General features: G+C 74.8%; 18 protein-coding genes. 9 read left to right on the top strand and 9 right to left on the bottom strand.

Going from position 1 to position 26,808, the window contains the following annotated elements; genetic code table 11:
- Positions 1–112: 112 nt before the first annotated feature.
- Positions 113–922, bottom strand: coding sequence for an arylmalonate decarboxylase (locus ACFVYI_RS26370; protein ID WP_387889841.1), 810 nt, complete (start codon positions 920–922; stop codon positions 113–115).
- Between the two features lie 264 nt (positions 923–1,186).
- Between ACFVYI_RS26370 and ACFVYI_RS26365 the strand changes: the two genes are divergently transcribed.
- Positions 1,187–2,545 carry an NtaA/DmoA family FMN-dependent monooxygenase gene (locus tag ACFVYI_RS26365; protein ID WP_387889840.1) on the top strand — a complete coding sequence of 453 codons (1,359 nt, stop codon included), beginning with the start codon at positions 1,187–1,189 and terminating at the stop codon, positions 2,543–2,545.
- Complete coding sequence (locus tag ACFVYI_RS26360; protein ID WP_387889837.1) at positions 2,542–3,762, top strand: LLM class flavin-dependent oxidoreductase; 1,221 nt, start codon at positions 2,542–2,544, stop codon at positions 3,760–3,762. Before ACFVYI_RS26365 ends, ACFVYI_RS26360 begins: the two co-directional genes overlap by 4 nt.
- An 86-nt stretch (positions 3,763–3,848) precedes the next feature.
- Here the strand turns inward: ACFVYI_RS26360 and ACFVYI_RS26355 are convergent, their stop codons facing one another.
- Positions 3,849–7,289, bottom strand: coding sequence for a BTAD domain-containing putative transcriptional regulator (locus tag ACFVYI_RS26355; protein ID WP_387889835.1), 3,441 nt, complete (start codon positions 7,287–7,289; stop codon positions 3,849–3,851).
- Between the two features lie 166 nt (positions 7,290–7,455).
- Here ACFVYI_RS26355 and ACFVYI_RS26350 point away from each other — a divergent pair, with 166 nt between their 5' ends.
- The 3 genes from ACFVYI_RS26350 (at position 7,456) to ACFVYI_RS26340 (ending at position 10,702) form a co-directional block, all read left to right on the top strand.
- The gene (locus ACFVYI_RS26350) at positions 7,456–7,992 is read left to right on the top strand and encodes an SDR family oxidoreductase (protein WP_387889833.1); all 537 of its coding nucleotides are present in this window, start codon (positions 7,456–7,458) and stop codon (positions 7,990–7,992) included.
- Between the two features lie 180 nt (positions 7,993–8,172).
- A complete protein-coding gene (locus ACFVYI_RS26345; protein ID WP_387889830.1) occupies positions 8,173–9,417 on the top strand; it encodes an MFS transporter in 1,245 nt (414 codons plus the stop codon).
- Between the two features lie 526 nt (positions 9,418–9,943).
- Positions 9,944–10,702, top strand: coding sequence for a response regulator transcription factor (locus ACFVYI_RS26340; RefSeq protein ID WP_387889828.1), 759 nt, complete (start codon positions 9,944–9,946; stop codon positions 10,700–10,702).
- Here the strand turns inward: ACFVYI_RS26340 and ACFVYI_RS26335 are convergent.
- The gene (locus ACFVYI_RS26335; RefSeq protein ID WP_387889827.1) at positions 10,675–11,862 is read right to left on the bottom strand and encodes an FAD-dependent monooxygenase; all 1,188 of its coding nucleotides are present in this window, start codon (positions 11,860–11,862) and stop codon (positions 10,675–10,677) included. The genes ACFVYI_RS26340 and ACFVYI_RS26335 overlap by 28 nt on opposite strands.
- Before the next feature lie 125 nt (positions 11,863–11,987).
- Here ACFVYI_RS26335 and ACFVYI_RS26330 point away from each other — a divergent pair, with 125 nt between their 5' ends.
- Positions 11,988–12,728 carry a TetR/AcrR family transcriptional regulator gene (locus tag ACFVYI_RS26330; RefSeq protein WP_387889826.1) on the top strand — a complete coding sequence of 247 codons (741 nt, stop codon included), beginning with the start codon at positions 11,988–11,990 and terminating at the stop codon, positions 12,726–12,728.
- A gap of 79 nt (positions 12,729–12,807) precedes the next feature.
- Here the strand turns inward: ACFVYI_RS26330 and ACFVYI_RS26325 are convergent, their stop codons facing one another.
- The 5 genes from ACFVYI_RS26325 to ACFVYI_RS26305 all read right to left on the bottom strand — a co-directional run bounded on the left by ACFVYI_RS26325 (position 12,808) and on the right by ACFVYI_RS26305 (position 17,513).
- Entirely contained in the window at positions 12,808–13,377 is a 570-nt protein-coding gene (locus ACFVYI_RS26325) for a MarR family winged helix-turn-helix transcriptional regulator (RefSeq protein ID WP_387889823.1), read from the bottom strand.
- A gap of 107 nt (positions 13,378–13,484) precedes the next feature.
- Positions 13,485–13,964, bottom strand: a complete 480-nt coding sequence (locus ACFVYI_RS26320) for a GNAT family N-acetyltransferase (protein WP_387889821.1) — start codon at positions 13,962–13,964, stop codon at positions 13,485–13,487.
- 109 nt (positions 13,965–14,073) lie between these two features.
- Positions 14,074–16,203, bottom strand: coding sequence for an MMPL family transporter (locus ACFVYI_RS26315; RefSeq protein ID WP_387889819.1), 2,130 nt, complete (start codon positions 16,201–16,203; stop codon positions 14,074–14,076).
- A 75-nt stretch (positions 16,204–16,278) separates the two neighbouring features.
- On the bottom strand, positions 16,279–16,671 hold the full coding sequence (locus ACFVYI_RS26310; protein ID WP_387889816.1) for a hypothetical protein: 393 nt from the start codon (positions 16,669–16,671) through the stop codon (positions 16,279–16,281).
- 161 nt (positions 16,672–16,832) lie between these two features.
- On the bottom strand, positions 16,833–17,513 hold the full coding sequence (locus ACFVYI_RS26305) for a DUF2306 domain-containing protein (RefSeq protein ID WP_387889815.1): 681 nt from the start codon (positions 17,511–17,513) through the stop codon (positions 16,833–16,835).
- A gap of 359 nt (positions 17,514–17,872) precedes the next feature.
- Between ACFVYI_RS26305 and ACFVYI_RS26300 the strand changes: the two genes are divergently transcribed.
- Both ACFVYI_RS26300 and ACFVYI_RS26295 read left to right on the top strand, forming a co-directional pair.
- Entirely contained in the window at positions 17,873–18,997 is a 1,125-nt protein-coding gene (locus tag ACFVYI_RS26300; RefSeq protein ID WP_387889812.1) for a sensor histidine kinase, read from the top strand.
- A 119-nt stretch (positions 18,998–19,116) separates the two neighbouring features.
- On the top strand, positions 19,117–19,764 hold the full coding sequence (locus ACFVYI_RS26295) for a response regulator (RefSeq protein ID WP_387889809.1): 648 nt from the start codon (positions 19,117–19,119) through the stop codon (positions 19,762–19,764).
- Between the two features lie 131 nt (positions 19,765–19,895).
- Here the strand turns inward: ACFVYI_RS26295 and ACFVYI_RS26290 are convergent, their stop codons facing one another.
- Positions 19,896–23,018, bottom strand: a complete 3,123-nt coding sequence (locus tag ACFVYI_RS26290) for a phosphocholine-specific phospholipase C (RefSeq protein WP_387889806.1) — start codon at positions 23,016–23,018, stop codon at positions 19,896–19,898.
- 565 nt (positions 23,019–23,583) lie between these two features.
- Between ACFVYI_RS26290 and ACFVYI_RS26285 the strand changes: the two genes are divergently transcribed.
- Positions 23,584–26,799, top strand: a complete 3,216-nt coding sequence (locus ACFVYI_RS26285) for an amino acid adenylation domain-containing protein (protein WP_387889803.1) — start codon at positions 23,584–23,586, stop codon at positions 26,797–26,799.
- The last annotated feature ends 9 nt before the right edge of the window (positions 26,800–26,808 follow it).

Raw genomic sequence — 26,808 nt, 5'->3', positions numbered from 1 at the left:
GTGACGACCCGGACGTGACAGCCCGGCCGGACCGCACCCGGCCGCACCCGCCCCGGGCTGCCGGCTGACCCCGGGCCCACCACGGCGCGGCCGCCCGGGGGCGGACGGCGTGTCAGGCCGCGTTCCGTCGCCGGTCGGGCCGCCCGACGGCCCCGTCCAGGCGCCGCAGCAGCGGATGCACCTCCCCGGAGAACCCGGCCCCGGCCCGCCGGCCCGTCGCGCGCCACGCCCACCAGGCGGACGCCAGGTTCGAGGAGAGCAGCGGGCGGCCGCCGGTGTCCTCCCGCGCGAGCTCGCCGAGTGCGCCGAGGGTGCCCATACCGGTACCGGTGAACAGCAGCGCGGAGTCGTCGGGGAGACGGTTCTCCCGCAGGTGGGTCCGTATTCGCTCCCTGATCCGGGCCGTGGTCACCTCGTACGGGTCGAAGTGGTCGGCGCCGTCCGCGGTCCGCCCGGCCGGGACGAGGACGACGCCGTCGACGGTGAGCCCGGCGCGCTCCCAGAAGGCCCGGGAGGTGTCGGTGAGCCACGGCTGGTAGGGCGAGACCAGGGTCAGCCGGCTCACCCCGAGCGCCTCGCAGGCGGCCAGGATCGCCTGCGTCGAGGAGGTGACGGGGAAGCCCGAGCGGTTCGACATCTCCTCGCACAGGGCGAGGTCGCCGTCCGGGTCCAGCAGGTAGTGCGAGGCGCTGCAGGCCACCACGGCCGCGTCCAGCCGCATACCGCCGAAGCCGTCGAGGGTGTCGGGAAGGACCCGGTTGTAGGTCTCCAGCATCTCCCTGAGTTCCACCCCCGGGGTGTTGGGGAAGCGGGAGGTGTACACGTGCATGGCAGCACCGATCAATCGGTTGAACTCCGGCTCCGCCGTGGGGTTCTCCGGGGGGACGACGACTCCGAGTCTGGGCAGTGAGAAGAGATCCATGGCCGCACAGTAGGCCGAATGCCGCGACGGGGGACAGATCCGTCGACACGAAGAGACAGAGCACTCACAACTGCTTTGCACGCCGTTCTCGTTGTTGACACTCCTTGACACTCCCCCACAGATCCCTGACCCGAATTCCCTTGTTTCCCACATTGGTTCGGTGAAGTCTGGTGATCACAGCCGCCCCGTGGACCGGACCGCAGACGCGTGGCCACCCGGCCGGCCTCCCCTGGGGCCGGCCCTTCCCCCGAAGGAGCAAGCTCCGTGCCTGCTGCCGCAGAACACGCCGGAAAGAAGCCGGTGCACCTCGCCGTGCAACTGCCGGCCATCCACAATGTGACCGTCTGGACGGACCCCCGCTCCGAGAGCCAGATCGCGATCGACTCGTTCATCCGGCTCGCACGGACGGCGGAACGCGGCAAGTTCGACTTCTTCTTCCTGGCCGAGGGCTTGAGGCTTCGCGAACACAAGGGCCACGTCTACGACTTGGACGTGGTGGGCCGCCCGGACAACCTGACGGTGCTCGCCGCCCTCGCCGCGGTCACCGACCGGCTCGGACTCGCCGCCACCCTCAACACCACCTTCAACGAGCCCTACGAGGTGGCCCGCAGGCTGGCGAGCCTGGACCTGCTCAGCGGTGGGCGGGCGGCGTGGAACGTGGTCACCAGCTATGACGCCTTCACCGGGGAGAACTTCCGCCGCGGCGGCTTCCTCGCCGAGGCCGACCGCTACACCCGGGCCGCCGAATTCCTGCAGACCACCCGCGAGTTGTGGGACAGCTGGGCCGAGGACGACGTGCGCGCCGACGCGGCGGCCGGCGCGTTCGTGCGCCCCGGCGCCGGGACCTTCACCCACCGGGGCACGCACTTCGACATCGCGGGCCGGTTCACCACCCCGCGCGGTCCGCAGGGCCACCCGGTGATCATCCAGGCCGGCGAGTCGGACGTGGGCCGGGAGTTCGCCGCATCCGACGCGGAGATCATCTTCAGCAAGTACAACCGGCCCGACGAGGCCCGCGCCTTCTACCGGGACGTGAAGGACCGGCTCGCCAAGTACGGCCGCAGCCCGGGGGACTTGAAGATCCTCCCCACCGCGACCGCCGTGGTGGCCGACACGGACGAGGAGGCCGCGGCCTACGCCGACGAGATCACCCGCGCCCAGGTGAGCCCGCAGACCGCGATCGCCCACCTGGAGGGCGTGTGGGGCCGGGACCTCTCCGAGTACGACCCGGACGGGCCGCTACCCGATGTCGAGCCGGAGCCCGACGCCCACCTGCTGAAGGGGCATTCGGTGTTCCGCAAGGGTCGCGAGGAGACCGCGCGACGCTGGCGCAAGATCGCCGAGGAAAGGAACCTGAGCATCCGCCAGCTGATGATCGAAGTCCACGGCGGACAGAACTTCGTCGGCAGCCCGCGCACCGTCGCCGACACCATCGACCACTTCGTGCAGAGCGAGGCCGCCGACGGCTTCATCCTCGTCCCGCATCTGACACCCGACGGCCTGGACGACTTCGTGGACCGGGTGGTTCCGATCCTGCAGGAGAAGGGCGTGTTCCGCGAGGACTACACCGGGACGACGCTCCGCGACCACCTGGGCCTCGGCTCCCCGAAGGAGACATCGTGACCGCCGCACCGTCGAACTCCCCGCTGCACCTGGCCGTCGCCCTCGACGGTGCGGGCTGGCACCCGGCCGCCTGGCGGGCCCCGGACGCCCGGCCGTCGGAGCTGTTCTCGCCCGGCTACTGGACGGACCTGGTGGCCGAGGCCGAGCGCGGTCTGCTCGACTTCGTCACCCTGGAGGACGGCCTCGGTCTGCAGTCCTCCCCCTTCCACCGCCCCGACGACCGCGCCGACCAGGTCCGGGGCAGCATCGACGCCGTCCTGCTGGCCGCCCTGCTCGCGCCGCTGACCGAGCACATCGGCCTGGTGCCGACCACCAACGTCACCCACACCGAGCCGTTCCACCTCGCGATCGGCATCGCGACCCTCGACCACGCCGCCAAGGGCCGGGCGGGCTGGCGGCCGCAGATCGCCTCCCGCGCCTCCGACGCCGCCCACTTCGGCCGCCGCACCACGCCGCAACTCACCGACGACGACATCCGCGACCCCGAGCTGATCGCCAAGCGGCTCCGCCCGCTCTTCGCGGAGGCCGCCGACGTCGTGGAGGTGGCCCGAAGGCTCTGGGACAGCTGGGAGGACGACGCGGAGATCCGGGACGCGGCGACGGGTCGCTTCATCGACCGCGACAAGCTGCACCACATCGACTTCGAGGGCCCGCACTTCAGCGTCCGGGGGCCGTCCATCACCCCGCGCCCGCCGCAGGGCCAGCCGCTGGTGGCGAGCCTGGCCCACGCCTCGACGCCGTACGAGTTCGCGGCCCGCGCCTCCGACCTCGTCTTCGTCACCCCGCACGACCGCCCCGGTGTCGAGCGGATCCTCGCCCAGGTCGACGAGGCCGTCACCGCCACCGGGCGCGACATCGAGGCCCGGCCGCTGAGGCGGTTCGCCGACCTGATCGTCCTGCTGGACGACAGCGCGGCCTCCGCCGCCGACCGCAAGGCCCGCCTGGACGAACTGGCCGGGGCCGAGCTCGCCTCGGACGCGGCCGTCTTCACCGGCACGGCGGCCGACCTGGCCGATCTGCTGCTCGACTGGCGGTCCGCCGGCCTGGACGGCTTCCGGCTCCGGCCGGCGGCCCTGCCGCACGACCTCAACGCCATCACCCGCGCCCTGGTGCCCGAGCTGCAGCGCCGCGGCGCCTTCCGTACCGCGTACACGGCGACCACGCTGCGGGGGCACCTGGGGCTGGAGCGACCCGCGAACCGCTACGCGCGGGCCTGAGCAGGCCGGGCGCCCGCCCTTGCCCGGTCCGGGCGCCCGGCCACACCCGAACATCCCCACCGGCTCACCACGGACTCACCGCCCGCTCACCACCGGCTCCCGCCGTCGTCGCCCGTCGCCCGCCAGCCGAGGGCCTCGCCCGCGCGGCCCAGCGCCCGGGCCGCGGTGAGCCGCCGGCCGAGCTCGAACGCCTCCTCGAAGGCGGCCGGCCCCAGGTCGGCCCGGGCCGCCGCCGCGATCCGGTCCGTGTCACCGCGCTCGGCCGGCGGCAGCGGCGCCCCCACGCCGCGGCGTGCCGCGTCCGCCGCACCGAGCAGCAGCGCCGCACACTCGGCGCCGGTCCGCCCGGCGCGCCCCCGACCGGCCACCACGGCCGCGCCCGCGAGGCCCTCCAGGGAGAGGGCCAGCGCGCGCGGCTCGTCGAGGGAGCGGGCGACCGCCCAACCGCGCAGGTGGCGGTCGGCCGCCAGCTCGGCGTCGCCCCGGAGTTCGGCGACGAAGCCGAGCTCCGCGAGGAGCAGGTGGTCGCCCGCCTCCGAGGACACCTCGGCGTAGCCGTCGCGAATGTGCAGCAGGTGCGCCTCGGCGGCGGCCAGGTCGCCGGAGCGGCGCGCGCCGAGTGCCAGACCCATCTCGGAGTGGATCTCCCCGTACTTGTAGCCCTGTTCGGCCGCGATCCGGCGGGCCTGCTCGTGCAGGTCGCGGCCCCGCTCCCAGTCGTGGGCCAGCAGGGCGAGCCGGCCGAGCCCGGACAGCCGGGCCGACACCTCGGCCTCCAGCCCCAACTCCCTGGCGATGTGCAGCCCTTCGCGCTGGCGGCGGGCCGCGTCCGCGTACTCCCCCTTGATCTCCGCCAGCGCGGCGAGCGGCGATACGGTCTGCAACTCGCCCCAGCCGTCGCCCAGTTCACGAAAGAGCGCGGCGCTGCGCAGACCGTCGCGGCCGAGTCCGGCGAGGTCGCCGCGGACCAGTGCGAGGGTGGCCCGCAGACCGAGCGCGGCGGCCGTGCCCCACTGCTCGCCCTCCTCGGCGAAGACGGCGAGGGCACGCGCGTTCAGCGCCTCGCCCTCGGCGGCCTCGCCCGCGCTGAACAGGCCGTAGGCGCAGAGCCAGAGGGCCCGGGCGCGGCGCACCGGATCGGGCACGGCACCGGCGGACGCGACGGTGCAGGCCAGCGCGTGCGCCTCCGCGCGGTCTCCGGTGAGGAGCGCGAACGCGCCGTGCAGGAGCGCGAGTTCGGAGGTGGGTCGGGGCGCGGCGGCGAGCGCCGCGGCCAGGCTGCGGAGGCCCTCGGTGAGCCGGCCGCGCAGCAGCCACCACCAGGCCAGGGCGGTGGCGAGGCGGACCGCTTCGTCGCCGTCGCCCTCCGGCGTCCGGCGCACCGCCTCGTCGAGGGCCGCCCGCAGGTTGCCCGCCTCGGCGTCCAGCCGGGTGAGCCACGCCCGCTGGCCCGCGCCCCGCAGCCGGGGCTCGGCGCGTTCGGCGAGGGCGAGGTAGTAGCGCAGATGCCGGCCGCGCACGGCGGCGAGATCCGCCATCTCGTGCAGGCGTTCGGTGGCGTAGGCGGCGACGGACTCCAGGAGGCGGTAGCGCCGCCCGGTGGGCAGGTCCACGACGACCACGAGGGAGCGGTCGACCAGCCGCGTCACCAGGTCGAGGACCTCGTCGCGGCTCACGCCGTCGCCCGCGCAGGTGGCCTCCGCGGCGTCCAGGTCGCAGCCGTCGCTGTGCACCGCCAGGCGGCGCAGCACGATGCGTTCGGGTGCGCTGAGCAGCTCCCAGCTCCAGTCGATCACGGCGCGCAGGGTCTGTTGGCGGGCGGGCGCGCCGCGCCGGCGGGAGCTCAGCAGGCGGAACCGGTCGCCGAGCCGGGCCGCCAGCTCCCTGACCCCCAGCGTGCGGACACGGGTGGCGGCGAGTTCCAGGGCGAGCGGGATGCCGTCGAGCCGGCGGCAGATCTCGGCGACGGCCTCGCGGTCGGCGAGGTCGCCCCGGTCCGGGTCGCGGGGGAAGCCGGGGTCGTGGGCGGCGGCGCGCTCGCTGAACAGTCGCACGGCGTCGTCGGTGCGCAGCGGCTCGACCAGGAACACGGCCTCGCCCGTCAGGCCCAGCGGCTCCTGGCTGGTGGCCAGGACCCGCAGGCCGGACGCGGTCCGCAGCAGCAGCCCGGCGAGCTCCGCCGCCGCGTCGACGACGTGCTCGCAGTTGTCCAGGACCAGCAGGGTGCGGCGGTCCCGCAGCGCCGCGGCGAGCCGGTGGGCCGGCGAGGCGGCGCCCGCCCCGCCGCCCGTGCGCGGGGGCGCGGCGGGGGCGTCGTCCCGGATGCCGAGCGTGGTGGCGACGACCTGGGCCAGGTCGGCGGCGGTGCCGCCGCGGACCCCGGCGAACTCCACCAGCCAGATCCCGTCGGGCCATTCGCCGGCCGGGCCCCGCTCCGCGACCGCCGCCGCCGCCGCGACGGCCAGCCGCGTCTTGCCGACGCCGCCGGCGCCGGCGAGTGTCACCAGGCGGGTCTCGTCCAGCAGTCCGAACACCCGGGTGACGGCCTGCTCGCGCCCGATGAGGCGGGTCAGCGGCACCGGCAGGTTCGACTGTTCGCCGACGGGCGGGGCCGGCGCCACGCCGTCCACGGCGCCGGCGGAGGGCGACGCGACGCGCGGATCGGCGGGCTCCACGCACTCGGGCCCTACGGGGAGCAGGGGCTGCCGGGGCTCGGCGGGACGCACGAGCTCCGCGGGCTGCGCGCGCTCGGCGGGCGCCGTCCGGGACGGCGGGGCGACGAGGCCGTCGCCCAGGCCGGGGTCCTGACTCAGGACGGCCCGGTGGAGGGCGGTCAGGGCGGGAGCGGGGTCGACGCCCAGGTCCTCGGCGAGCCGGGAGCGGAGGTCCTCGTAGCTGGCGAGGGCCTCGCTCTGGCGGCCCGCGAGGTAGAGCGCGCGCATCTGGACGGCGCGCAGCCGCTCGCGCAGCGGGTGCCGGGCGACGAGGTCGGCGAGTTCGCCGGCGAGGAGCGTGCGGTCACCGGCGAGCAGCCTCGCCTCGACCTGCTCCTCCAGGACGGAGAGCCGCTGCTCGGCGAGACGGCACGCCGCCGCGCGAACGAACTCCTCGTCGGCGAAGTCCGCGTACGCCGGCCCCCGCCACAGGCCGAGCGCCTCGGTGAGGAGCGCCGCCCGGGCGCGCGGGTCGCGGACGGTGCCGGCCTCGGCCACCAGGGCGCCGAAGCGGTCGGCGTCCACCTCGTGCGCACCGCGGTCCAGCCGCAGACGGTAGCCCGCGGCCTGGCGCACCACGCGGTCCCGACCGAGCACCCGGCGCAGCTGGGAGACCTTGCCCTGGAGCGCGCCCTCGGGCTTCCCGGGAGGTTCGTCGCCCCACAGGTCGTGGATCAGGCGGTCGACGGAGACCGGGCCGCCGCCGTGGGCCAGCAGGTCCGCGAGGAGCCCCCGGACCTTGACCTCGGGGACGGTGATCTCCTCGCCGTCGTCGCCCCACACCACGAGTGGTCCCAGTACCCCAAACCGCATGTCGGCCACCGTACCGCGCCCCGGGGGCGCCGGCCCGACCCGGGGGATCTTCGACGGGCCGTCAGCCGACCCTCAGCGGACCGTCAGCGGATCCGCAGCGTTCCGCAAGCACCCTCGGGCACTGTCGGACCAGCGAGTCGCCGAGCGGTGGAAGGAGTGAACCGGGATGACCAGGTACGCGGGCCGCAGGGCCGTCGTCCTCGGCCAGGACACCGACATCGGCCTGGCCATCGCCAAACGGCTGGTGGAGGGCGGGGCGCTGGTCCTGCTGGCCGCCCGGACCGCCGAGGAACGCGCCCGGGCCAGGGCCGAGCTGGGCTCCACCGCCACCGTCGTCGAGAGCGCCGAGGACGGCGGTACCGGCATCGACGACACCGACCTGCTGTTCGCCGACGCCGTGGCCGGCGTCCGCCCGCTGCTGCCGTACCTCAGGGACGGCGGTGCGGTGGTGCTCACCGCCCCGGCTCCGTCCTCCGCCGCCGTGCGCACGCTCGCCGCCGAACTGGTCTCGCGCGGCATCCGCGTCAACGCGGTGGCCCCCGGCTGTATCGAGGCGGCGCCCGCGGGTGCCGCCCCGCTGCCACCGCTCGGCCGGCTCGGCTCCGCCGAGGAGGTCGCCCGCGCCGCGCTCTTCCTGGCCACCGAGGCGACGTTCACGACCGGCGCCCGGCTCCCCGTCGACGGCGGCCTGGGCCACGCCTAGTAGGTCCTGTCCGGCCGACTCGTCGTCGGCGTCTTCGACCGGGTACCGGCCGTCTCGCCGTCGGCCGGTACCCGGTCGGGCGGCGGACCCGGCCCACCGGCCCGGCCGACCCCCGGACGGAACTCCGGCCGCCCCTTCGCACCACCCGTCCCTTCCCCTGGAACACCCGGAGCACACCCCATGAGCACCTCACCCGACATCACCGACGCTCCCGGCTCGGAGACCCGCTCCTCGCCACCCGCGGCGGCGGGTGGCGAGGAGCCGCAGAAGCTTCCTCTGCTCGCCCTGATCGCCCTCGCCACCGCCGTCTTCATCACCAGCCTCACCGAGACCCTGCCCGCCGGTCTGCTGCCCTCGATGAGCTCGGACCTGCGGGTGAGCGAGTCCGCGACCGGCCAGACGGTCACGATCTACGCGATCGGCACCGCCCTGACCGCGATCCCGCTGGCCTCGGCCACCGCCGGCTGGCGGCGCAAGCGCCTGCTCCTGACCGCGATGGCGGGCTTCGCCGTGGCCAACACCGTCACCGCGGTGTCCTCGGCCTACGGGCTGACGATGGTCGCGCGGTTCGTCGCGGGTGTCGCCGCCGGTCTGGCCTGGGCCCTGCTCGCGGGCTACGCACGGCGGATGGCTCCCGTCGCGCTCCAGGGCAAGGCGATCGCCATCGCCATGGCCGGCATCCCGGTCGCGCTCTCCCTCGGTGTGCCGGCCGGTACCTTCCTGGGCACCCAGACCGACTGGCGGGTGCCGTTCTTCGCGATGACCGGGCTGACCGTCCTGCTGCTGCTGTGGATCTCCGCGACCGTGCCGGACTACCCGGGCCAGCAGGCGGGCGAGCGGCCGAAGATGCTGCGGGCGCTGAGCGTGCCCGGCGTGACGCCGGTGCTGTTCGTGACGCTGGTCTTCGTCCTCGCGCACACCGTGCTGTACGCCTACATCGCCACCTTCCTCGACGACCACGGGCTGGGCGGCAGCACCGACCTGGTCCTGCTCGTGTTCGGCGGTGCCTCGCTCGCGAGCATCTGGATCGTCGGCTCGCAGATCCACGCCAAGCTGCGTTCGCTCACCGTCGCCAGCACGCTGCTCGTCGCCGTGGCGGCGCTGCTGCTCGCGGTGCTCGCCGACAACACGGCCCTGGTGTACGTCGCGTCCGCCCTGTGGGGCCTGGGCTGGGGCGGCATTCCGACCCTGCTGCAGACGGCGGTGGCCGACGCGGGCGGCGACCAGGCCGACGCGGCCCAGACGATGCTCGTGACGCTGTGGAACGTCGCGATGGCCGCCGGCGGCATCATCGGCGGCGTCCTGCTCGATGTGAGCGGCAGCGACTCCTTCCCCTGGACGGTGCTGCTGCTCCTGCTGCCGGTGCTCGTGGTGGTCCTGGTCGCCCGCGGCCACGGCTTCCCCGCCAAGCGCCCGACCGCCTAGGGCGACTCGGGGCGGGGCGGGGTCTCCACCCCGCCGCCCGGTCCACCCCCCTTGAACGGCCACCGAAGGCAACCCGTCCCCCGGGCCTTCGGTGGCCTCCCGCCGTTCTCCCCCCGCCCGCCGACCGTTCTCCGCCCGCCCCCTGACCCCGTGTCACGCCGTCAGAATCCGAACGCCGTGGCAGATTTCACGAGTTGTTGACACGTGCGCCGGGCCGCCCCGCCCGGACCTGCCCCCGGCCGCACCGCCACCCGCCCCAACAGCCCTCTGACCAGCGGAAGAAGGCCTGGGGGCGCCCTCCGGAGCATGCGGTGCCGCCCGGCCGGGCGGCCCGGCGGGATCCGTGGCGAGAGCGTTTCCGGAGGATGTCTTCGCAGGTCGGAGCAGGAATCCGGCCGACCGGCTCTATCTCGTGACCTTTTCGTTCGAAGCGGTACTTTGACATTCGAACGGCGCCCGGGCAGCGACTCGGGGGGCGAACGGGGGTGGGTACGGAGGGGCGTGGCGTCCGGAGGAGGAGCTCGGAATGAGAAACGTACTCGTGGTGGAACGGGAGATCACCTCGGCCGAGTCGATGGTGCGCGATCTGCGCCGGCAGGGGTTCCTGGCCCGCAGCGTCGGCACGGGGGCACAGGCCCTGCGCACGTACCGCGAGGCCGATCTGGTGCTGCTCTCGCTGGAACTGCCCGATGTCGACGGCATCGAGGTGTGCCGGAGCCTGCGGACCGAGAGCGATGTCCCGCTGATCGCCTTCACCCGCCGCGACGACGAGCTGGAGCGGGTGCTCGCGCTGAAGGCGGGGGCCGACGACTGTGTCGCGCAGACCTGGGGCTTCCGGGAGATGGGGGCGCGCATCGACGCGGTGCTCCGCCGCTCCTCCCGCCGTCCCGGGCCGGCGACTCCCGAGGCCATCTCGCTGCTCCCGCTGCACATCGATCCGCGGACCCGCGAGGTGCGCCTGCGGGACCGGTTGATCGATGTGACGTCGAAGGAGTTCGAGCTGCTCTACGTGCTCGCCGCCAACTCCGAGACCGTGGTGTCGCGCAAGGAGTTGATGGCGAAGGTGTGGGGGAGCGACTGGGGGCAGGCCAGCCGCACCATCGACACGCATGTGAGCACCCTGCGGGCGAAGCTCGGAAGCAGCCGCTGGATCATCACCGTGCGCGGGATCGGCTATCGGATGGGGCACGCCGCGCGATCGAGGCACGCGCCGTCGGCCGACCCGTCCGCCACCTCGCACGACGGGGCCGCCGAGGCTCAGCGGGCGGCGAGCTCGGTCTGGTAGTCGGGCAGCGTGATGGTGCTGCCGACCTGCCTGCCCATCGCCAGCATCCGGTTCATGATCCACCGCCGGCCCAACAGCCCGTTGCGCAGCCGGAGTCCGGTCGCCGTGCCCGGGGCCAGGAACGGCCCGGTCCGGTCGCCGCCCTTCTGGCAGCCCTCGGCGTAGCCGCGCACGGCGTTCTCGTACCGGGTGAAGGCGGTGCGGTGGTCGCCCCGGGCACGGGCGAGTTCGCCGGCCAGGACGTACGCGGCCACCACCGCGGTGCCGGTGCCCATGCCGCCGATGGTGGCCCCGCAGGCGGCGTCCCCGACCAGGGCGATCCGGCCGGTGGACCAGGCGGGGACGTCCGCCCGGCTGATCGAGTCGAAGTACAGCTCCGGGGCTTCGCGCAGGCTCTGCAGCAGTCGCGGCACCTCCCAGCCGAGGTCGGCGAAGGCGTCCGTGATCAGCGCCTTCTGCTGGTCCTGGTCGTGCCGGTCGTAGCGCAGTTCGGGCGCGGCGAAGAGGAGGAAGGCGCCCGCCCTGGACGGGTCCCGGTGGTCCGCACCGACGGCGGCGAGCCGGCCCGGTACATTGAGGCCGACCGAACCTGGCGGCAGGTCCAGGTAGTTGGGCAACTGCCAGGTCGCGGCGTAGTAACCGAGGTGGCGGACGTAGCGCTGCTCGGGGCCGAAGGCGAGCCGGCGGACGGTGGAGTGCAGTCCGTCCGCGCCGATCACCAGGTCGAACTCGCGCGGGGCGCCGTGCCGGAACTCCACCCGGACACCGGTCGGCGTCTCCTCCAGCGCGGTGACCGAGTCGCCGAAGACGTACGCGGTGGACGGCAGGCTGTGCCGGTGGAGCAGTCGGGCCAGCTCGCCGCGCGGCACCTCGACGTCGCCACCGGCGAAGTCGGCCGGCAGGTCGAGCAGTCGGCGACCGCGCCGGTCGACGAAGCCCATCGGGCTGCCGCCGGTGTCGAGCCGGCGCAACTCGTCGAGCAGGCCCATCCGTTCCAGCACGGTCAGATGGGTGTCGCCGCGGAAGTCGACGGCCTGGCCGCCGCCGCGCAGAGCCGGGGCCAGCTCGACGACGGTGGGCTCGAAGCCGTACCGCCCCAGCCAGTACGCCAAGGCGGGGCCGGCGATGCTCGCGCCCGAGATGAGAACCTTCGCACCCATGGGAACCACTCCGTCCAGGAGATCCAAAAACTGTGTCTGGCGGACACTGTTCATTGCTGTGTACGGTAGACACAGTTGGGCCGGTTCGGCAAGGGCGCCGGCGGAGATCGGGACGGGAGCGGGGCTTGAGCAGCACATCCGGCGGCGGAGCGGGCGACACGGCACGACTGCTCTGGGGCCCGCACCAGAAGCCGACCCGGGGGCCCAAGCCCGCGCTCAGCCTGGAGCGGATCGCCCGGGCCGGCATCGAGATCGCGGACGCGGAGGGGCTCGGCGCCGTCTCCATGCAGCGGGTGGCCGGGCTGCTCGACTACACCAAGATGTCGCTCTACCGCTATGTGCCGGGCAAGGCCGAACTCGTCGCCCTGATGGTGGAGACGGCGATCGACGAACCGACCCGGGCCGCGCCGGCCACCCGCGCCGAGGAGGACCAACCACCCGTCTGGCGCACCGAACTCCACGCTCTGGCATGCCAGTTGGCCGCCACCTTCGGCGCACACCCCTGGCTGCCGGACGCCACCGTCGGCCCCCGGATCCTGGGCCCGAAGGAACTCGGCTGGCTGGAACGGGTGGTGGCCGCCCTGGACGGCACCGGGCTGACCGGGCCGGAGCGGATGGACTCCGCCGTCCTGCTGGCCGGCCATGTCCGCAGCATCACCGAGCAGGCCCGAGCGGCCGGGCCGGGCCGCGCGCCGGAGTCGGAGCTGCTCGCCCTCCTCGGTGGGCTGGTCCAGGAGCACGCCGACCGCTTCCCGGCACTCGCCGCGGCGATGACCGCGCAGGACGGCCGCGACCAGGCGCTGGAGTTCGGTCTGGAGCGCATCCTGGACGGCCTGGCGGCCCTGATCGCCCGCCGGTCGGGCTGACCGCCGGGGCGAGGGTCAGGGCGACGGCCGGGGCGACGCGCTCCGGCCCGGGCGGCCGGGCCCGGACCGGCGGTGCGGATCAGCGCGAGTGGCGCAGGTCCTCCAGCTCACCGGTCATCCGACCGAGGAAGCGGGCCACCGCCGCCAGCTCCGCCGGGGTGAACTCACCGCGCACCGCCTCGGTGCGCCGGGCCACCGGCGCGAACCACTCGGCGGCCATCCGCCCGGCACCCGGCAGGTAGCGCACCAGCACCTGGCGGCGGTCGGCGGCGTCCCGGGTACGACGGACGTGCCCGGCGCGCTCCAGCCGGTCCAGCACGGCGGTCACCGCTCCCGAGGTGAGAGCCAGCTCCTCGCCGAGCCGGCCGGGGGTGATCCCGCCCTGGCCGCCGGCCCGGTCGGGCGCCGCCCGCATCACGGCGAGCAGCGCCTGGACGTCGGTGGCGTGCAGACCGCTGGCGGCGGCGAAACCGTGCCCGAGCAGGTTCATCTCGGAGGCGAGGTCCTGCAGCAGCCGCCCGAGCCCCGGGGTGTCGGACGGCGCAGGCGCGGCCGGGGCGGCCGGGGACTCGGGTACCGGGGCTGACCGAGCGTCGGACGGTGCCGGGGCGGGCGGGGGCGTGCTCGGGTCCTGCTCCGACAAGGTCATCCGCTCCGGTCGCGTACGGCGTTCACTGCTACCCGTTCAGCCTAACGACTCCGTTCACGACCGAGGCCGGCGCCGTCGTACCGCGCTTCGGCCCGGCCCCCGGCCCCTCACGGCCGCTCGGCATCACACCGGATCGTCCCGGTCTGCGTCGGGCAGAGGTAGAACAGTTCGGGGTCACCCTCGTCAAGGCCGTGGAGGAGGCCGACCGGCCGCCACCCGGCTCGGTGCAGCAGCCGCTGCACCGGCTGGTTGGAGACGTTGGTCGAGGTGAACGGCTTCGGAGTCTCACAGGAGGCCGCCACGGCGTCCAGCAACCGACGGCCGACGCCGCTGCCGCGAGCGGACGGGGCGACCATCAGCATCGTGACGAAGCCCTGTTCGAAGAACGTGTACTCGACCACGCAGTACCCGAGCAGGCCGGGCGCACCCTCCGCCACGACCACCAGGCCCTGCCGACACCACCTCCGGATACTCGCCGCTCGTTCCCCGTCGCCTGCCGTTGCCACGGAGTCGATACCGACCAGCGCGTCCGCCTCCGACTCCCTGGCACGACGCACGACGAGTTGGCCAAGGTCCACTGCATCCATGGGGCCATGCTGTCAGCTCGCACCGCCGGCCCGCCCTGCCCCCGGGCCCTGCCTCCCAGCCCTGCCTCTCACCCCCGTCGCGGGGCCGTCTTTCGCCGGCCGGGCGCCGTCAGACGGGCTCGCCGACCGGCTCGGGCACCGCCGCACCGGGCGCCACCCGGCCCGGCCGGGCCGGCCACCAGACCCGCTCCCCGAGGTCCCGGACCAGCGCGGGCACCAGCAGCGAGCGCACCAGCAGGGTGTCCAGCAGCACGCCGAAGGCGACGATGAAGGCGATCTGGGCGAGGAAGGCCAACGGGATCACGCCGAGCGCGGCGAAGGTCGCGGCCAGCACCACCCCCGCCGAGGTGATCACCCCACCGGTGGCCGTCAGCCCGCGCAGCACCCCCTCCCGGGTGCCGACCCGCAGTGCCTCCTCCCGGACCCTGGTCATCAGGAAGATGTTGTAGTCCACGCCCAGCGCGACCAGGAACACGTACCCGTACAGCGGCACGGAGGGGTCGACGGCGGTGAAGCCGAAGACGTGCTCGAACACGACCGCGCTGACGCCGAGCGTCGCCAGGTAGGAGAGCGCGACGGTGGCGACGAGCAGCACGGGGGCCACCAGCGAGCGCAGCAGCAGCACGAGCACGGCGAGGATGCAGAGCAGGACGACCGGCATGATCAGCGCCCGGTCGCGCTCCGCCGTGATCCGGGTGTCGTACTGCTGTGCGGTGTACCCGCCGACCAGCGCGTCCCCGCCCGGCACCGCGTGCACCGCCTGCCGCAGGCGCCGGACGGTGGCGATGGCCGCGTCGCCGTCGGCCGGGTCGGCGAGCGTGACGTCCAGCCGGACCCGCCCGTCCACCGTCTCGGGCGCGCCGCCGGGCGCACCTCCGGTGTACGGGCGGACGCCGGCCACCCCGGGGACGGCCGCCGCGGTGGCGACCGCCTCGGCCCGCCCGGCGGCGGCGATCACCACGGCCGGGTTGCCGGCGCCGCCGGGGAAGTGCTTCGAGAGCAGGGCCTGCCCGGCCGCCGAGGGCTGGGCCTTGATGAAGAGTTCGCTCTGCGGGACGCCGCCGGAGTCCAGCGTCGGCGCGAAGGCGGCCAGCGCGGCGAGCACGGCCAGGCTCGCCGCCCAGGTGGTGCGCGGTCGGCGTCCGACCAGCGCGGCCACCCGCTGCCAGACGGCGTTCACCGGGGCCCGCCCGTCGGCTGCCGGTCGGGCCGGCCAGTAGGCGGCGCGGCCGAGCAGGACGAGTGCGGCCGGCAGGAAGGTCAGCGCGGAGAGCACCGCGCAACCGATCCCGATCGCGCCGACCGGGCCGAGCGCCCGGTTGTTGGTGAGGTCGGAGAGCAGCAGGACGAGCAGCCCGAGCGCGACCGTCGTCCCGGAGGCGGCGATCGGCTCGACGGAGTGCCGCCAGGCGGTGCGCATCGCCGCGAACCGGTCGCCGTGCAGGTGCAGTTCCTCGCGGAAGCGGGCGGAGAGCAGCAGTCCGTAGTCGGTGGCCGCGCCGATCACCAGGATCGACAGCAGGCCCTGCACCTGGCCGTCCACCCGGACCAGGCCGTGCCCGGCGAGCAGGTAGACCAGCGCGCAGGAGATCCCGAGGGCGAACACCGCGCCGAGGATCACCAGCAACGGCAGCAGCAGGCTGCGGTAGACGGCGAGCAGGATCAGCAGCACCACGCCGAGGGCGACGCCGAGCAGCAGTCCGTCGATGCCGGCGAAGGCGCCGCCGAGGTCGGCCGCGATCGCCGCCGGGCCGGCCAGGCCGACGGTGGTGTCCGGCACCCGGTCGGCGAGTTCGCGGACGGCCCGGACGCTGTCACCGGTCTGCCGCCCGAGGTCGGCGCGGAGCTGGACGACGCCCTGCAGGGCGCGGCCGTCCTCGGCCGGCACGGCGGGCGACACCCGCCCGGTGGCGCCGGGGACGGCGGCGGCCGCTTGCAGGGCCCGGGTGGCGGCGGCGCGCTGGGCGTCGTCGACCGCTTCGGTGCGACTCTCCCAGACCACGATCACCGGCACCGCGCCGGCCGTCCGGAAGGCCTCCCCGAGGCGCGCCACCTCGGTCGACTCGGCGCTGCGGGGCAGGAAGGCGGCCCGGTCGTTGGTCGCCACCTCGGAGAGCTTCCCGGCGTAGGAGCCGAAGGCGCCGCCCAGGCCGAGCCAGACGACCAGCAGGGCCAGCGGGACCAGCAGTCTGGTTCGGCGCCGGGAGGTGGGGCGGGGAGCGGCTGGACCGGTGCGCATCGCGGAGCGCCCTTCGGGCAGGGGCGGGTGACGGACAGCCGGATCATATCTCTCGATCATCGAGAGACTTGACAGTCAAGAGGCCTGGTCGCCCGGCGGCTTCCGACGGACCCCGAGCAGCCCCGCCACCGACAGCGCACCCCAGCCGACGGAGACGGCCACCGCCATCACCCGGTGGCGGCGCTCCGGCAGCGCGGTGGCCAGCAGCGCGGCGTCGCCCAGGTCGGAGGCGATCCGCAGCAGCGTCGCCGCCCGCAGCGCGGACTCGTCGGGCGCGAACACCATCGCCAGGCCGCAGGCGGCGTCGCGGAAGGCGAGCGGGCGCAGGCAGACGGCGGTGGCGCGGGGCAGCGAACCATCGGCGGCGGTCAGGCCGGACGGGGCGGCCAGCAGGGCGGGCCACCGGGTGACGGTGAGGCCGTAGACGGCGGTGGCGGCGCCGGTCAGCCGCAGCAGACGAGAGTTCATGACACGGGTCTCCCGGGGTCGGTGGGCGGGGGTCGGGGCGGCGGTCGACCGGGTGGCTCGGCGCGGCGGGCCGGCGGACCGGACGCCGCCGCCCCGGTCGCCGCTCGGCCGAGCCGCTCACCGACCGTTCCCGGCCGGACGCCGCCGCGCGGCCTCATCCTCTACGACGCGTCACCTCCACCGGGGTCGACACGTCCGGTGGAGGAGCCCTGCCGGACCTCCGCGCGCGCGACCGTCACTCCTGCACCGGCGACCACGAGTTCGGCGACGAGCAGGTTGATCAGCCAGGACGTCCAGGCCGCGCTGGCATAGGCCTGCTCGAAGGAGACGCCGAGCGCCCCGAAGGCCACCAGCCAGAGCCGGAGGGTGACGGCCGCCAGGATCAGGGCGTACGAGCGGGTCGTCCAGATCCGGTGACGGGCGAACTCGCGGCGCCGGGCGGTGGCGTACGCGGCCGTGGAGGTCGCCAGGAGCAGGACGGCCAGCAGCGCGAAGCCGATCGGGGCGATCGGCGCGACCAGCGCCCGCGGTGCCAGCAGCAGGCCGCCGATGCCGGCCGCCAGCGCGCTCACCAGGTAGGCCCGCCCGACGAACCGGTGCACGGCCGGGCGGCGGGTGCGCAGGCCAGGGAGGAACTGCCACGGTCCGAGCAGCAGCGCCAGGACGCCGCCGCCGACATGGAACAGGAGCGGGGTCAGGTGGGCGAGGTAGACGGCGCGTTGCTCCGGGAGGAAGGTGTCCGGGTCGAGCGTGAAGTATCGGGCACCGAGCAGGGCCGTCGCGGCGGCCAGAGCGGTCGTCACGGCCCAGCCGGCCCGGCGGAGTCGGCGGGGCGCCGTCATCGGGGCGTCCGGGCGCCGTCGCCGCGGCAGCTGGCCGGTATGGCAGGTGGGTTCATGCCGGGAAAGCTACGGACCGGACGCGCCCGGTCGCGTCCCCCCGCCGGGGCGGTGCGACCACCCCCGCCGGGGTGGTCGCTACTTCCCATCGGGCGCGGGCTACTCCGGTGGGAGCAGCACGGAATACCCCAGCAGGGCGATGCGCGCGGCTCGACGGTTTCGTTAGCGTTCCCGTGGCTTCGCGCCCTGCCCTTCCCGTGCCACCGGCCCACCGACCACCGCGACCACAGACCACAGACCACAGACCACAGACCACAGACACCAACCCCCGACCACCCATCACCGAGACCACCAGGACTGCGATGAACCGACCGGCCCCGGCTGTGATCCGCCTCGTCGACCTCGCCCTCGCTGCGGCGTTCCTCTGCGCGATGCTCGTAGAGCGCGCCGGCGCGGCGGCGGAGCTCGGCGGGCGGCTGGTCCCGGCCGTCGCCCTGAGCGTGGCCGTCGCCGGCGCGCTCGCCGCCCGCCGGACGGCGCCGCTGGCCTCCTACCTGGTCGGGTCGGCCGCGATGGCGGCGGAGGCACTGCTCGGGCTGGGCAGCGCCGTCTCGCCCTACGCCAATCTGATCGGCCTCTACTCCCTCGGGCTCCACGCGTCGCGCGACCGGGCGCGGCTCGGACCGTTCGTGGCACTGGTCACCATGGCCGCCTACTTCACCGGTCCGGGAGGCGGCGGCACCTACCCCGCGATACCCGTCGGGGTGCTGTTCGTCTGGCTGCTCGGCTGGGCCATCGGCTACGGCACCGCGCGGCGGCTGGAGGAGCGGGACACCGCCCGGCTGCTGCTGCGGCGCGAGGCGGTCACGGAGGAGCGCACCCGGATGGCGCGGGAGCTGCACGATCTGGTCGGCCACACCGTCAACGTGATGCTCGTCCAGGCGGGCGCGGCCCGGCGGCTGCTCGACCGTGACCCGCAGCGCACCCGCGAGGTGCTGGCGGAGCTGGAGCACACCGGCCGGGAGGCGCTCGACGAACTGGACCGGGTGCTCGGCCTGCTCCGCCGCGGCCCGGACGTGGCGGGCGGGCCACCGGACGAGCCGGCCCTCCAACCCGGTCTGGCGGACCTGCCCCGGCTGACCGACCGGATCGGCCAGGCCGGGATCCGGGTGAGCGTCAGCATCGACCCCGGCGCGAGCGGGCTGCCGCGCAGCCTCGACGTCTCGGCCTACCGGATCGTGCAGGAGGCGCTGACCAACACGGTGAAGCACGCCCGGGCCCGCTCCGCCGAGGTCACCGTCCGCCGGCTCGGCGACATCCTCGACATCGAGGTCAGTGACGACGGGCGCGGCGCCGCCGCCGGGTACTCCCCTGGGCGGGGGCTGCTCGGCATCGCCGAGCGGGTCTCGATGCTGGGCGGCCGGGTGGAGCACGAGCGGGGCGAGCAGGGCGGATTCCGGCTGCACGCCGCCCTGCCGATCCCGTGATCCTCCCCCCGCCGCCGAACGGGCGGCCCACCACGGCCTCGCCGACCACGCCGATCCCTGCGCAACCCGATCCCACACGCCCCGACCCCACACGCCCCGGGCCCGCTGTCGTCCGGGTGGTGGTCGCCGACGACGACGCCCTGCTGCGGGCCGGGGTCGCCCTGGTGCTCAGCACGGCCGACGGCATCGAGGTGGTCGGCCAGGCCGCCGACGGCCTGCAGGCGGTCGAGCTGTGCCGCGGTCTCACCCCCGACGTCGTCCTGATGGACGTCCGGATGCCCGGGATCGACGGTATCGAGGCGACCCGAAGGATCGTGGCGGCGGGTCTGCCCACCCGGGTCCTGGTCCTGACCGTCTTTCACCACGACGACTACGTGTGGGGCGCCCTCCGGGCCGGCGCGGACGGCTTCCTGCTCAAGCGCACCTCCCCCGAGCGCCTCATCGACGCCGTGCAGGCGCTCGCCGCCGGAGAGGTCCTGCTCGACCCGGCCGTCACCCGCAGCCTGGTCGCCCGGGTCGTCGACCGGGCCCCGGGCCGATCGGCCGCCGAGCCGGAGGACCCTCGCCTGGGCCAGCTGACCGCCCGGGAACGGCAGGTCCTGCGACTGGCCGCCGAGGGACGCTCCAACGCGGAGATCGCCGGCCTGCTCGTCCTCGCGGAGTCCACCGTGAAGACCCATATGAAACGTGTCCTGGCCAAGCTCGACGCGCGTGACCGGGCCCAGGCCGTCGCCATCTCCTACCGGGGCGGCCTGATGTCCTTCTGAGGCCCCCGCCCCGACCGGACACCCCCCGACGGCACAGCCCCCCGACCGGACCGCCACGAACGTACGACGCCTGCCACACGGCCCGCGCGCCCCGGACGGGGTGCGCGGGCCGTGGGAGGACCCTGCCGGGGTCAGCCGGTGATCGGCTTGGTGTCGAGGCGGATGTGGTCCACCGCCCAGAACCAGTTGTTGCCCGCGTCGTACATCCGGAACTTCAGGGTCACCGCACGGGCGCCCACCGGAACGGCGAACTGCTTGGTGACGAAGGTGTTCTGGACGTCCTTGCCGGCGTTGTCGTTGCCGGTCGCGTCGATGCTGTAGAAGACCAGACGGGTCTCGGTGCCGTTGTCGAAGACGGCGGTGACGGACGCCTTCTGCGGAGCCTCCTGGCGGTAGTGCGAGTCGAAGCCGAGGTACAGCGTGCCCGCGCCGTCCGGGAGCTGGACGGCGGGCGAGACCAGGGTGGAGTCGAACTTGCCCTTGCCCGACGGCGCGCCGGTGTCGTCCCAGTCGTCCGGGTCGGCGACCGCGAGGATGCCCAGGCCCCGGCTGAAGTTGCCGCGGTCCTGCCCGGCCGGGGTGGACCAGGCCCGCTTGGTGTGGAAGGTCCAGCCCTGGAGGCGGGCGGTGCCCTGCGGCATGCCGGGGGCGTTGACCACCGACCAGCCCTGCGGGGCCTGCGGCGTCCAGCCGAGGACGCCGCCGATCGGCTGGAGGGCCCCGGCCAGCGACTCGAAGTCCTCGCCCAGCAGGTGACCGGCCATCACCGGGGCGGTGCGGGCCCCGATCTCGCCGTCGGCGAGGGCGAAGCGGTCACCGGCGAGCGCGCGGGCGGTGACCAGAATCCGGTGGGTGGCGCCGTCCGGCAGCACGGCGGGCGGGGTGACCTCCCACTCGGCGGTGACGGTGGCGCCGGCGGCGAGCGAGGCGGGCGGCGGGGTGACGGCGGTGATCGTCCAGCCGGCCGGTACGGTCGGCTGCGCCTCGATCGCGGTCAGTGCGGCGGTGGCGGTGAACCGGGCGGTGACCCGGGCCGGGCGGCCGGGCAGCAGGATCGCCTCGTCGATGGTGGTGGACGCGGCCTTGAGCGTGACGTCCAGGGCGAGCGGGTCGGCGAGGCCCATCGCCGGGTCGGTCACCAGGTGGTCGCCGTCCCACGGGAAGCGCCCGGCGATCCGGCGGCGGAAGCCGAGCTCGCCGCGGACGCCCACCGCGACGTCGTACCAGCCCTCCGGTCCGACCTTCACGTTGACGGTCTTGTCGTCCCCGGCCGCGACCCGCACCTCGCGCAGTCCGTCGCCGTAGGCGAGGTCGCCGACCAGGAAGGTCTGGGCGGTGCGCGAGCGGTTGATCACGTCCACCTCCAGCACCTTGCCGTTCTGCTCCTCGGAGAGCGAGATCTCGTACGCCGAGGCTGCGTCCCCGCGCAGGTGCCAGAGTGCGCCGTTGGGGCCGTGCACCCGCAGGTCGTAGCCCTCGGGGCCGACCGTCCAGACGTCGGAGATCCGGCTCTTGGCGCCCACGGTGTAGTGGCGCGGCGCGGTGCCGGGCGCCGGGTAGACGGCGAAGACGGCGCCCTGTCGGCCCTGGTTGATGAAGTCGACGGTCAGCTCGTTGCCCTTGAGCTTCGGCTTGACCAGCAGGTTGTACGGGCTGATCCGGGCGGTGCGGGTACCGCGCTGCTGCTGCGGGAACGCCTGCGGGTTGGGGACGGTGGGCGCGGGCAGCTTGCCGGTGTCGACGACCTTCTGCCGGTTGCCGCTGGTGTCGGGCAGCTGGGGCCAGACCGGGTCGCGGCCGGAGAAGTCGAAGACGTTGGTGAGGTCGCCGGTGACGGTGCGCCGCCACGGGCTGATGTTGGGCTCCTCGACGCCGAAACGCTGCTCCAGCAGGCGCAGTACCGAGGTGTGGTCGTAGACCGTGGAGTCGACCACGCCGCCGCGTGTCCACGGCGAGACCACGATCATCGGGACCCGCACGCCCAGGCCCATCGGGTACGGGCCGGAGACCACGCTCTCGCCGGCGGGGAGGGTGTCGGACCAGCCGAGCGAGCCGTCGGCGGCCTTCACCCGGTACTTGCCGTCCTGGCCGACCACCCGGTGGTAGGTCGAGCCGCCCTTGGCGACCCGGACCACGACCTCGCCGTCCACCGGGACGGTCGACTTGCCGCGCCCGGCGGCCAGCGGCGGGACGGGCGGCAGCTGGTGGTCGAAGAAGCCGCCGTGCTCGTCGTAGTTGAGGATGAAGACGGTCTTTTCCCATACCTCCGGCTTGGCGGCCAGCGCGGCGAGCAGCCGGGCCGTCAGGTGCTCGCCGTTCGGCGGGGCGTAGTTGGCGTGCTCGGAGAGCGCGGCGGGCGCGATCAGCCAGGAGACCTGCGGCAGCTGGTCGGCCTGGATGTCGGCGGTGAACGCCTCGACCAGGGCGTCACCCATCGCGAAGGGGTCGTTCTTCCTCGCCGGGTCGCCGACCGCGCGCATGCCGCGCTCGTAGAGCGGCTCGCCCGGCTTGGCCTTGACGAAGGGGGTGAACCAGGCGAGCGCGTTGTCGTCGAAGTTGTCCAGCGCCTGGTAGGTCTTCCAGCTGATCCCGGCCTTCTGCAGCCGCTCGGCGTAGGTGGTCCACTCGTAGCCGCCGGGGATCTCGGTGTTGTCGGTCACCGGGGTGTCCCGCACCGTGCCGCCGCTGGTCCCGGTCATCAGGTGTTCGCGGTTGGTGTTGGTGTTGCACTGGACGGACGCGTAGTAGGCGTCACAGGTCGTGAAGACCGAGGCGAGCGCGTTGTAGAAGGGCATGTCGGCGGGCTCGTAGTAGCCCTGGCCGAGCCAGCCGCCGGAACGTCGGGTGACCGAGCCGTCGGCGCGGCCGTCGTTCCAGGCGTTCATCGAGTCGACGAAGCCGAAGGCCGGGGCACCCTGCTGGTAGGCGTTGGTGTGCGCGGCGTTCATCGGGAACGGCAGCAGGTGGCCCTCCTTGCGCCCCGGGTCGGGCTGGTGGAACACCGAGCGCCCGTTGACCCCGCGCACCGCCGTCCGGTCGCCGAAGCCGCGCACGCCGGACAGGGTGCCGAAGTAGTGGTCGAACGCGCGGTTCTCCTGCATGAACACCACGACGTGCTGGATGTCCGCCAGCTTGCCGGGGCGGGCCGGTGCGGCCAGCGCCTCGCGCACGCTGAGCGGAAGGGCGGACAGCACGGCGGCCGCCGCCGCGCCGCCGAGCAGGGTGCGGCGCGACAGTTCGGGCATCGGACTCATCGGGGGACGGCTCCTTGATCACGGGTGCTGGGCGTCCGTTCGGCCCAGACCCGTTATGTGTAAGCGCCCGAGATGGACGGAAGTGGACCGGTTCGATGGCGCTTCGATGACGGACAGTGAACCCAGAGCTGTACAGACAACTTGGCCACAGCCGCCACCGACCCCACCCCCGCCCCCGCCACCGCACCCGCCATCGACCCCGCCCGAGCGCCCGACAGGTTCTTGACGGGGCCCGGACACCCCGGAACAGGAAGATAGTTGACGAACCGTCGGACCGCGCCGACCCGGTCGTGAACAACCCTTGACGAGGCATGTGGTCTGTGGAAATCTCTCGGCAGGTCCAGTCCAATGATCTTTCCGCGGGGGAGAAGATCGGACCGCCTGACCCATCAGGGGGGAACCTGGGAGTCGGGTCGGCCTTGCTCCGGCGGCCTGCCGACCGGCCCGAGGGGCGGGCCGGACCCCATGCGGCGGCCGCGCCGTCCACCGGGCCGCGACGTTGCGGCAGAACCCGCTCGGACCGGTGCCCCACAGCCCCGCCTCCGTCTCCCGAATCGAGCCCGCCATGCCCCACTCCCCCGCCGTGTCCGGCCCGTCCTCCGCTCCGGAGGAGCCCGCGAGAGCGGCGACCGCCCCGGCCCGCACCGGGCGCCCCGCGTCCCCCGCCCAGCACGGGATCTGGCTGACCGGCAGGCGGACCACCGTCCCCGAGGCCTTCCACCTCGCCCTGCGGTTCCGGTTCGACCGCTTCGACCGGATCGACACCGACGCCCTGGCGCGGGCCGTCGCCGCCACCGTCACCCGCCACCCCGCGCTCTCGGCCGCCCTGGTCGAGCAGGGCGGACTCGTCCGGCTGGTCCCCGCCGAGCGGCCGCCCGCCCTCACCCTCGTCGACGCCACGGCCGACACCGGCGAGGCGCTCGCCAAGCGGCTGGCCGAGGAACTCGCCCTCCCCTTCGACCTCGCGGCCGGACCGCTCGCCCGCTTCACCCTGCACCGGCGGCCCGACGGGGCGGCGGACCTGCTGGTGGTGGCCCACCACGCGGTGTTCGACGGCCACTCCAAGGACGTGCTGGCGGCCGACCTCGCCGCCGCCTACGCCGCCGCGCGCACCGGCGAACCGCCCGTCACCGGCTCCCCCGCCGGTCGGGACGACCTGCCCGCCGAGCCGGCCGGCCAGCACGGCCTGCCCCTCGACCCCACCGGTCGGCACGACCTGCCCGCCGACCCCGCCCTCGTCCGCCGGGCGGCCGAGTTCCACGGCCCGCGCTGGGCCGCGGCCACCGACCCGGTATTGCCCCACGGCCCCCGGGCCACCACCGACGCCGGCCGCGGCGAGGCCGTCACCTGGCGGCTCGACGGCCCCGGCCGCACCGCCCTGGTGGACGCCGCGCGCGACTGCGGGGTCACCGTCTTCGAGTTCCTGCTCGCCGCCCTGCACGGCCTGCTGCACCGCTACGGCGGTGAGGCCGTGCCGGTGGCCGTCCCGTTCTCCACCCGGCGTCCGGAGCAGCGCGACGAAATCGGCCTCTTCGTCAACGAGCTGCCGGTGCACGCCCCGGCCGGCGCCGGCGAGGAGAGCTCCTTCGCGGAGTACGCGCGGGCCGTCCGGGCCGAGGCCCGGCTGGTCTCGGCCCACCGCGCCGTCCCGTTCGGCGCGGCCGTGCCCGGGCTCACCCCCCGGGCCGGCCTGGCACCGGTGTCGTTCGGCTACCGCCGCCGCACCACCGCCGACCCGGTCTTCCCGGGCACCGCCACCCGGGTCGACTGGACGGTCTTCCAGCACGCCTCCCGCAACACGCTGCACCTCCAGGCGGTCGAGGACGCCGAGGCCGTCACCTTCTCCCTCCAGTACGATCCGGCCGTCCTCGCGCCGCCCGTCGCCCGGCGGATCGCCGGTCACCTCACCACCCTGCTCGCCGCCGCGACGGCCGACCCGGGAGCGGCCCTGGCCGACCTGCCGCTGCTCGACGAGGCCGAGGAACGCCTCGTCACGACCGACTGGAACACCACCACCCACGCCTACCCCGCCGACCGGACGGTGCTCGACCTGGTCCGTGAGCACGCCGCGGCCACGCCGGGGGCCCTCGCCGTGGTGGCCGGTGCGGAGCGCCTGACGTACCGGGAGCTCCTGCGGCGCGCCGACCGGCTGGCCGGCGCGCTGGCCGCGGCCGGTGTCGTACGGGGCGACCTGGTCGGCCTGCACCTGAGCCGCACCGCCGACCTGCCGGCCGCGCTGCTCGCCGTGCACGCCGTCGGCGCCGGCTACCTGCCGCTCGACCCCGGCTACCCGGCCGAGCGGCTCGCCCTCGTCCTGGCCGACTCCGGCGCCGCGCTGCTGCTGGCCGACCGCGAGCCGGCCCCCGAGGTGGCGGCCGCGGCCCCGGCGCTGCTGCGGCTCGCCGAGGCGGTGGGCGAGGCCTCCGGAGAGGGCCCGGCGACGGACCGCCCCGCCGCACCGGGCCGGCTCGCCTACGTGCTCTACACCTCCGGCTCCACCGGCCGCCCCAAGGGCGTCGAGATCGGCCACCGGGCGCTGGTCAACCTGCTCTCGGGCTTCGCCGACCGGCTCGGCTCCGGCCCCCGGGACGTCTGGCTCGGCCTCACCTCGCTCTCGTTCGACATCTCCGCGCTCGAACTGCTGCTACCGCTGGTCACCGGCGGGCGGCTGGTCCTGGCCCCGGACGGCCTCGCCGTGGACGGCCCGGGCCTGCGCTCCCTGGTCGAGCGCGAGGGCGTCACCCACGTCCAGGCCACCCCCTCGGGCTGGCGGGTCCTGCTCGGCGCCGGGCCGCTGCCGTCCGACCTGACCGCCCTGGTCGGCGGGGAGGCGCTGCCGCTGCCGCTGGCCCGGGACCTGCGGGCGGGCACCGAGCGCCTGTTCAACGTCTACGGGCCGACCGAGACCACGATCTGGTCGACCTGCGCCGAGGTCCCGGCCTCGCCGGAGGCCGTGCGGATCGGCCGGCCGATCGCCAACACCCGTGCCCACGTGCTGGACCGGCGGCGCCGGCCGCTCCCGGTCGGCGTGCCGGGCGAGCTGTACCTCGGCGGCGACGGGGTCGCGGAGGGCTACCTGGGCCGCCCCGAGCTGACCGCCGAACGCTTCGTCGACGACCCCTTCGGCGTGCCCGGCGACCGGCTCTACCGCACCGGCGACCTCGCGGCCTGGACCGCCGACGGCGAGCTGGAGTTCCTCGGCAGGCTCGACGACCAGGTCAAGATCCGCGGCCACCGGATCGAACTCGGCGAGATCGAGTCGGCGCTGCTGGCGCACCCGGAGGTCACCGAGGCGGCCGCCGCCGTCCGCCGGGAGGGCGACGGCGAGCCGTTCGTGGCCGGCTACCTCGTCCCCGCCCCCGGGGCCGTCGCGCCCGACGGGGCCGAGCTGCGCGCCTTCCTCCAGCGGGTGCTGCCGGCCGCCGCGATACCCCAGCGCTTCTCGGTGCTCGACCGGCTGCCCCTGACGCCGAACGGCAAACTGGACCGCCGCGCGCTGCCCGTCCCGCCGCGCCCGGTCGACGCCGCGGCCGCCGATCCGACCGACCGGCCGGAACGCGACGAGGTGCTCACCGCCGTGCTCGGCGTCTGGGCCGAGGTGCTCGGACTGCCCGACCTGGGCCCCGAGGACGACCTGTTCGAACTCGGCGGCCACTCCCTGACGATCATCCAGATCACCGCCAGGATCCGCGACCTGCTCGGCGTCGAGCTCGACTTCGACGTCTTCTTCGCGACCCCCACCCCGCTCGGCATCGCCGCGGCCGTCCGCGACCTGCGCTGACCCGCCCGG

The organism is Kitasatospora sp. NPDC058218, assembly GCF_042882445.1.
In the GTDB taxonomy this organism is placed as follows: Bacteria; Actinomycetota; Actinomycetes; order Streptomycetales; family Streptomycetaceae; genus Kitasatospora.
The sequence above is the reverse complement of the archived record's forward strand: the minus strand, read 5'-3'. Positions and strand labels throughout refer to the sequence as shown.

Excerpts from the sequence above, each read along its gene's own strand:
- ACFVYI_RS26305 (WP_387889815.1), bottom strand. The coding sequence starts at position 17,513 with ATGACGGCGCCCCGCCGACTCCGCCGGGCCGGCTGGGCCGTGACGACC.
- ACFVYI_RS26300 (WP_387889812.1), top strand. The coding sequence starts at position 17,873 with ATGAACCGACCGGCCCCGGCTGTGATCCGCCTCGTCGACCTCGCCCTC.
- ACFVYI_RS26355 (WP_387889835.1), bottom strand. The coding sequence starts at position 7,289 with ATGCGGTTTGGGGTACTGGGACCACTCGTGGTGTGGGGCGACGACGGC.
- ACFVYI_RS26310 (WP_387889816.1), bottom strand. The coding sequence starts at position 16,671 with ATGAACTCTCGTCTGCTGCGGCTGACCGGCGCCGCCACCGCCGTCTAC.
- ACFVYI_RS26350 (WP_387889833.1), top strand. The coding sequence starts at position 7,456 with ATGACCAGGTACGCGGGCCGCAGGGCCGTCGTCCTCGGCCAGGACACC.
- ACFVYI_RS26370 (WP_387889841.1), bottom strand. The coding sequence starts at position 922 with ATGGATCTCTTCTCACTGCCCAGACTCGGAGTCGTCGTCCCCCCGGAG.
- ACFVYI_RS26340 (WP_387889828.1), top strand. The coding sequence starts at position 9,944 with ATGAGAAACGTACTCGTGGTGGAACGGGAGATCACCTCGGCCGAGTCG.
- ACFVYI_RS26285 (WP_387889803.1), top strand. The coding sequence starts at position 23,584 with ATGCCCCACTCCCCCGCCGTGTCCGGCCCGTCCTCCGCTCCGGAGGAG.
- ACFVYI_RS26320 (WP_387889821.1), bottom strand. The coding sequence starts at position 13,964 with ATGGATGCAGTGGACCTTGGCCAACTCGTCGTGCGTCGTGCCAGGGAG.
- ACFVYI_RS26325 (WP_387889823.1), bottom strand. The coding sequence starts at position 13,377 with ATGACCTTGTCGGAGCAGGACCCGAGCACGCCCCCGCCCGCCCCGGCA.
- ACFVYI_RS26335 (WP_387889827.1), bottom strand. The coding sequence starts at position 11,862 with ATGGGTGCGAAGGTTCTCATCTCGGGCGCGAGCATCGCCGGCCCCGCC.
- ACFVYI_RS26315 (WP_387889819.1), bottom strand. The coding sequence starts at position 16,203 with ATGCGCACCGGTCCAGCCGCTCCCCGCCCCACCTCCCGGCGCCGAACC.
- ACFVYI_RS26345 (WP_387889830.1), top strand. The coding sequence starts at position 8,173 with ATGAGCACCTCACCCGACATCACCGACGCTCCCGGCTCGGAGACCCGC.
- ACFVYI_RS26290 (WP_387889806.1), bottom strand. The coding sequence starts at position 23,018 with ATGAGTCCGATGCCCGAACTGTCGCGCCGCACCCTGCTCGGCGGCGCG.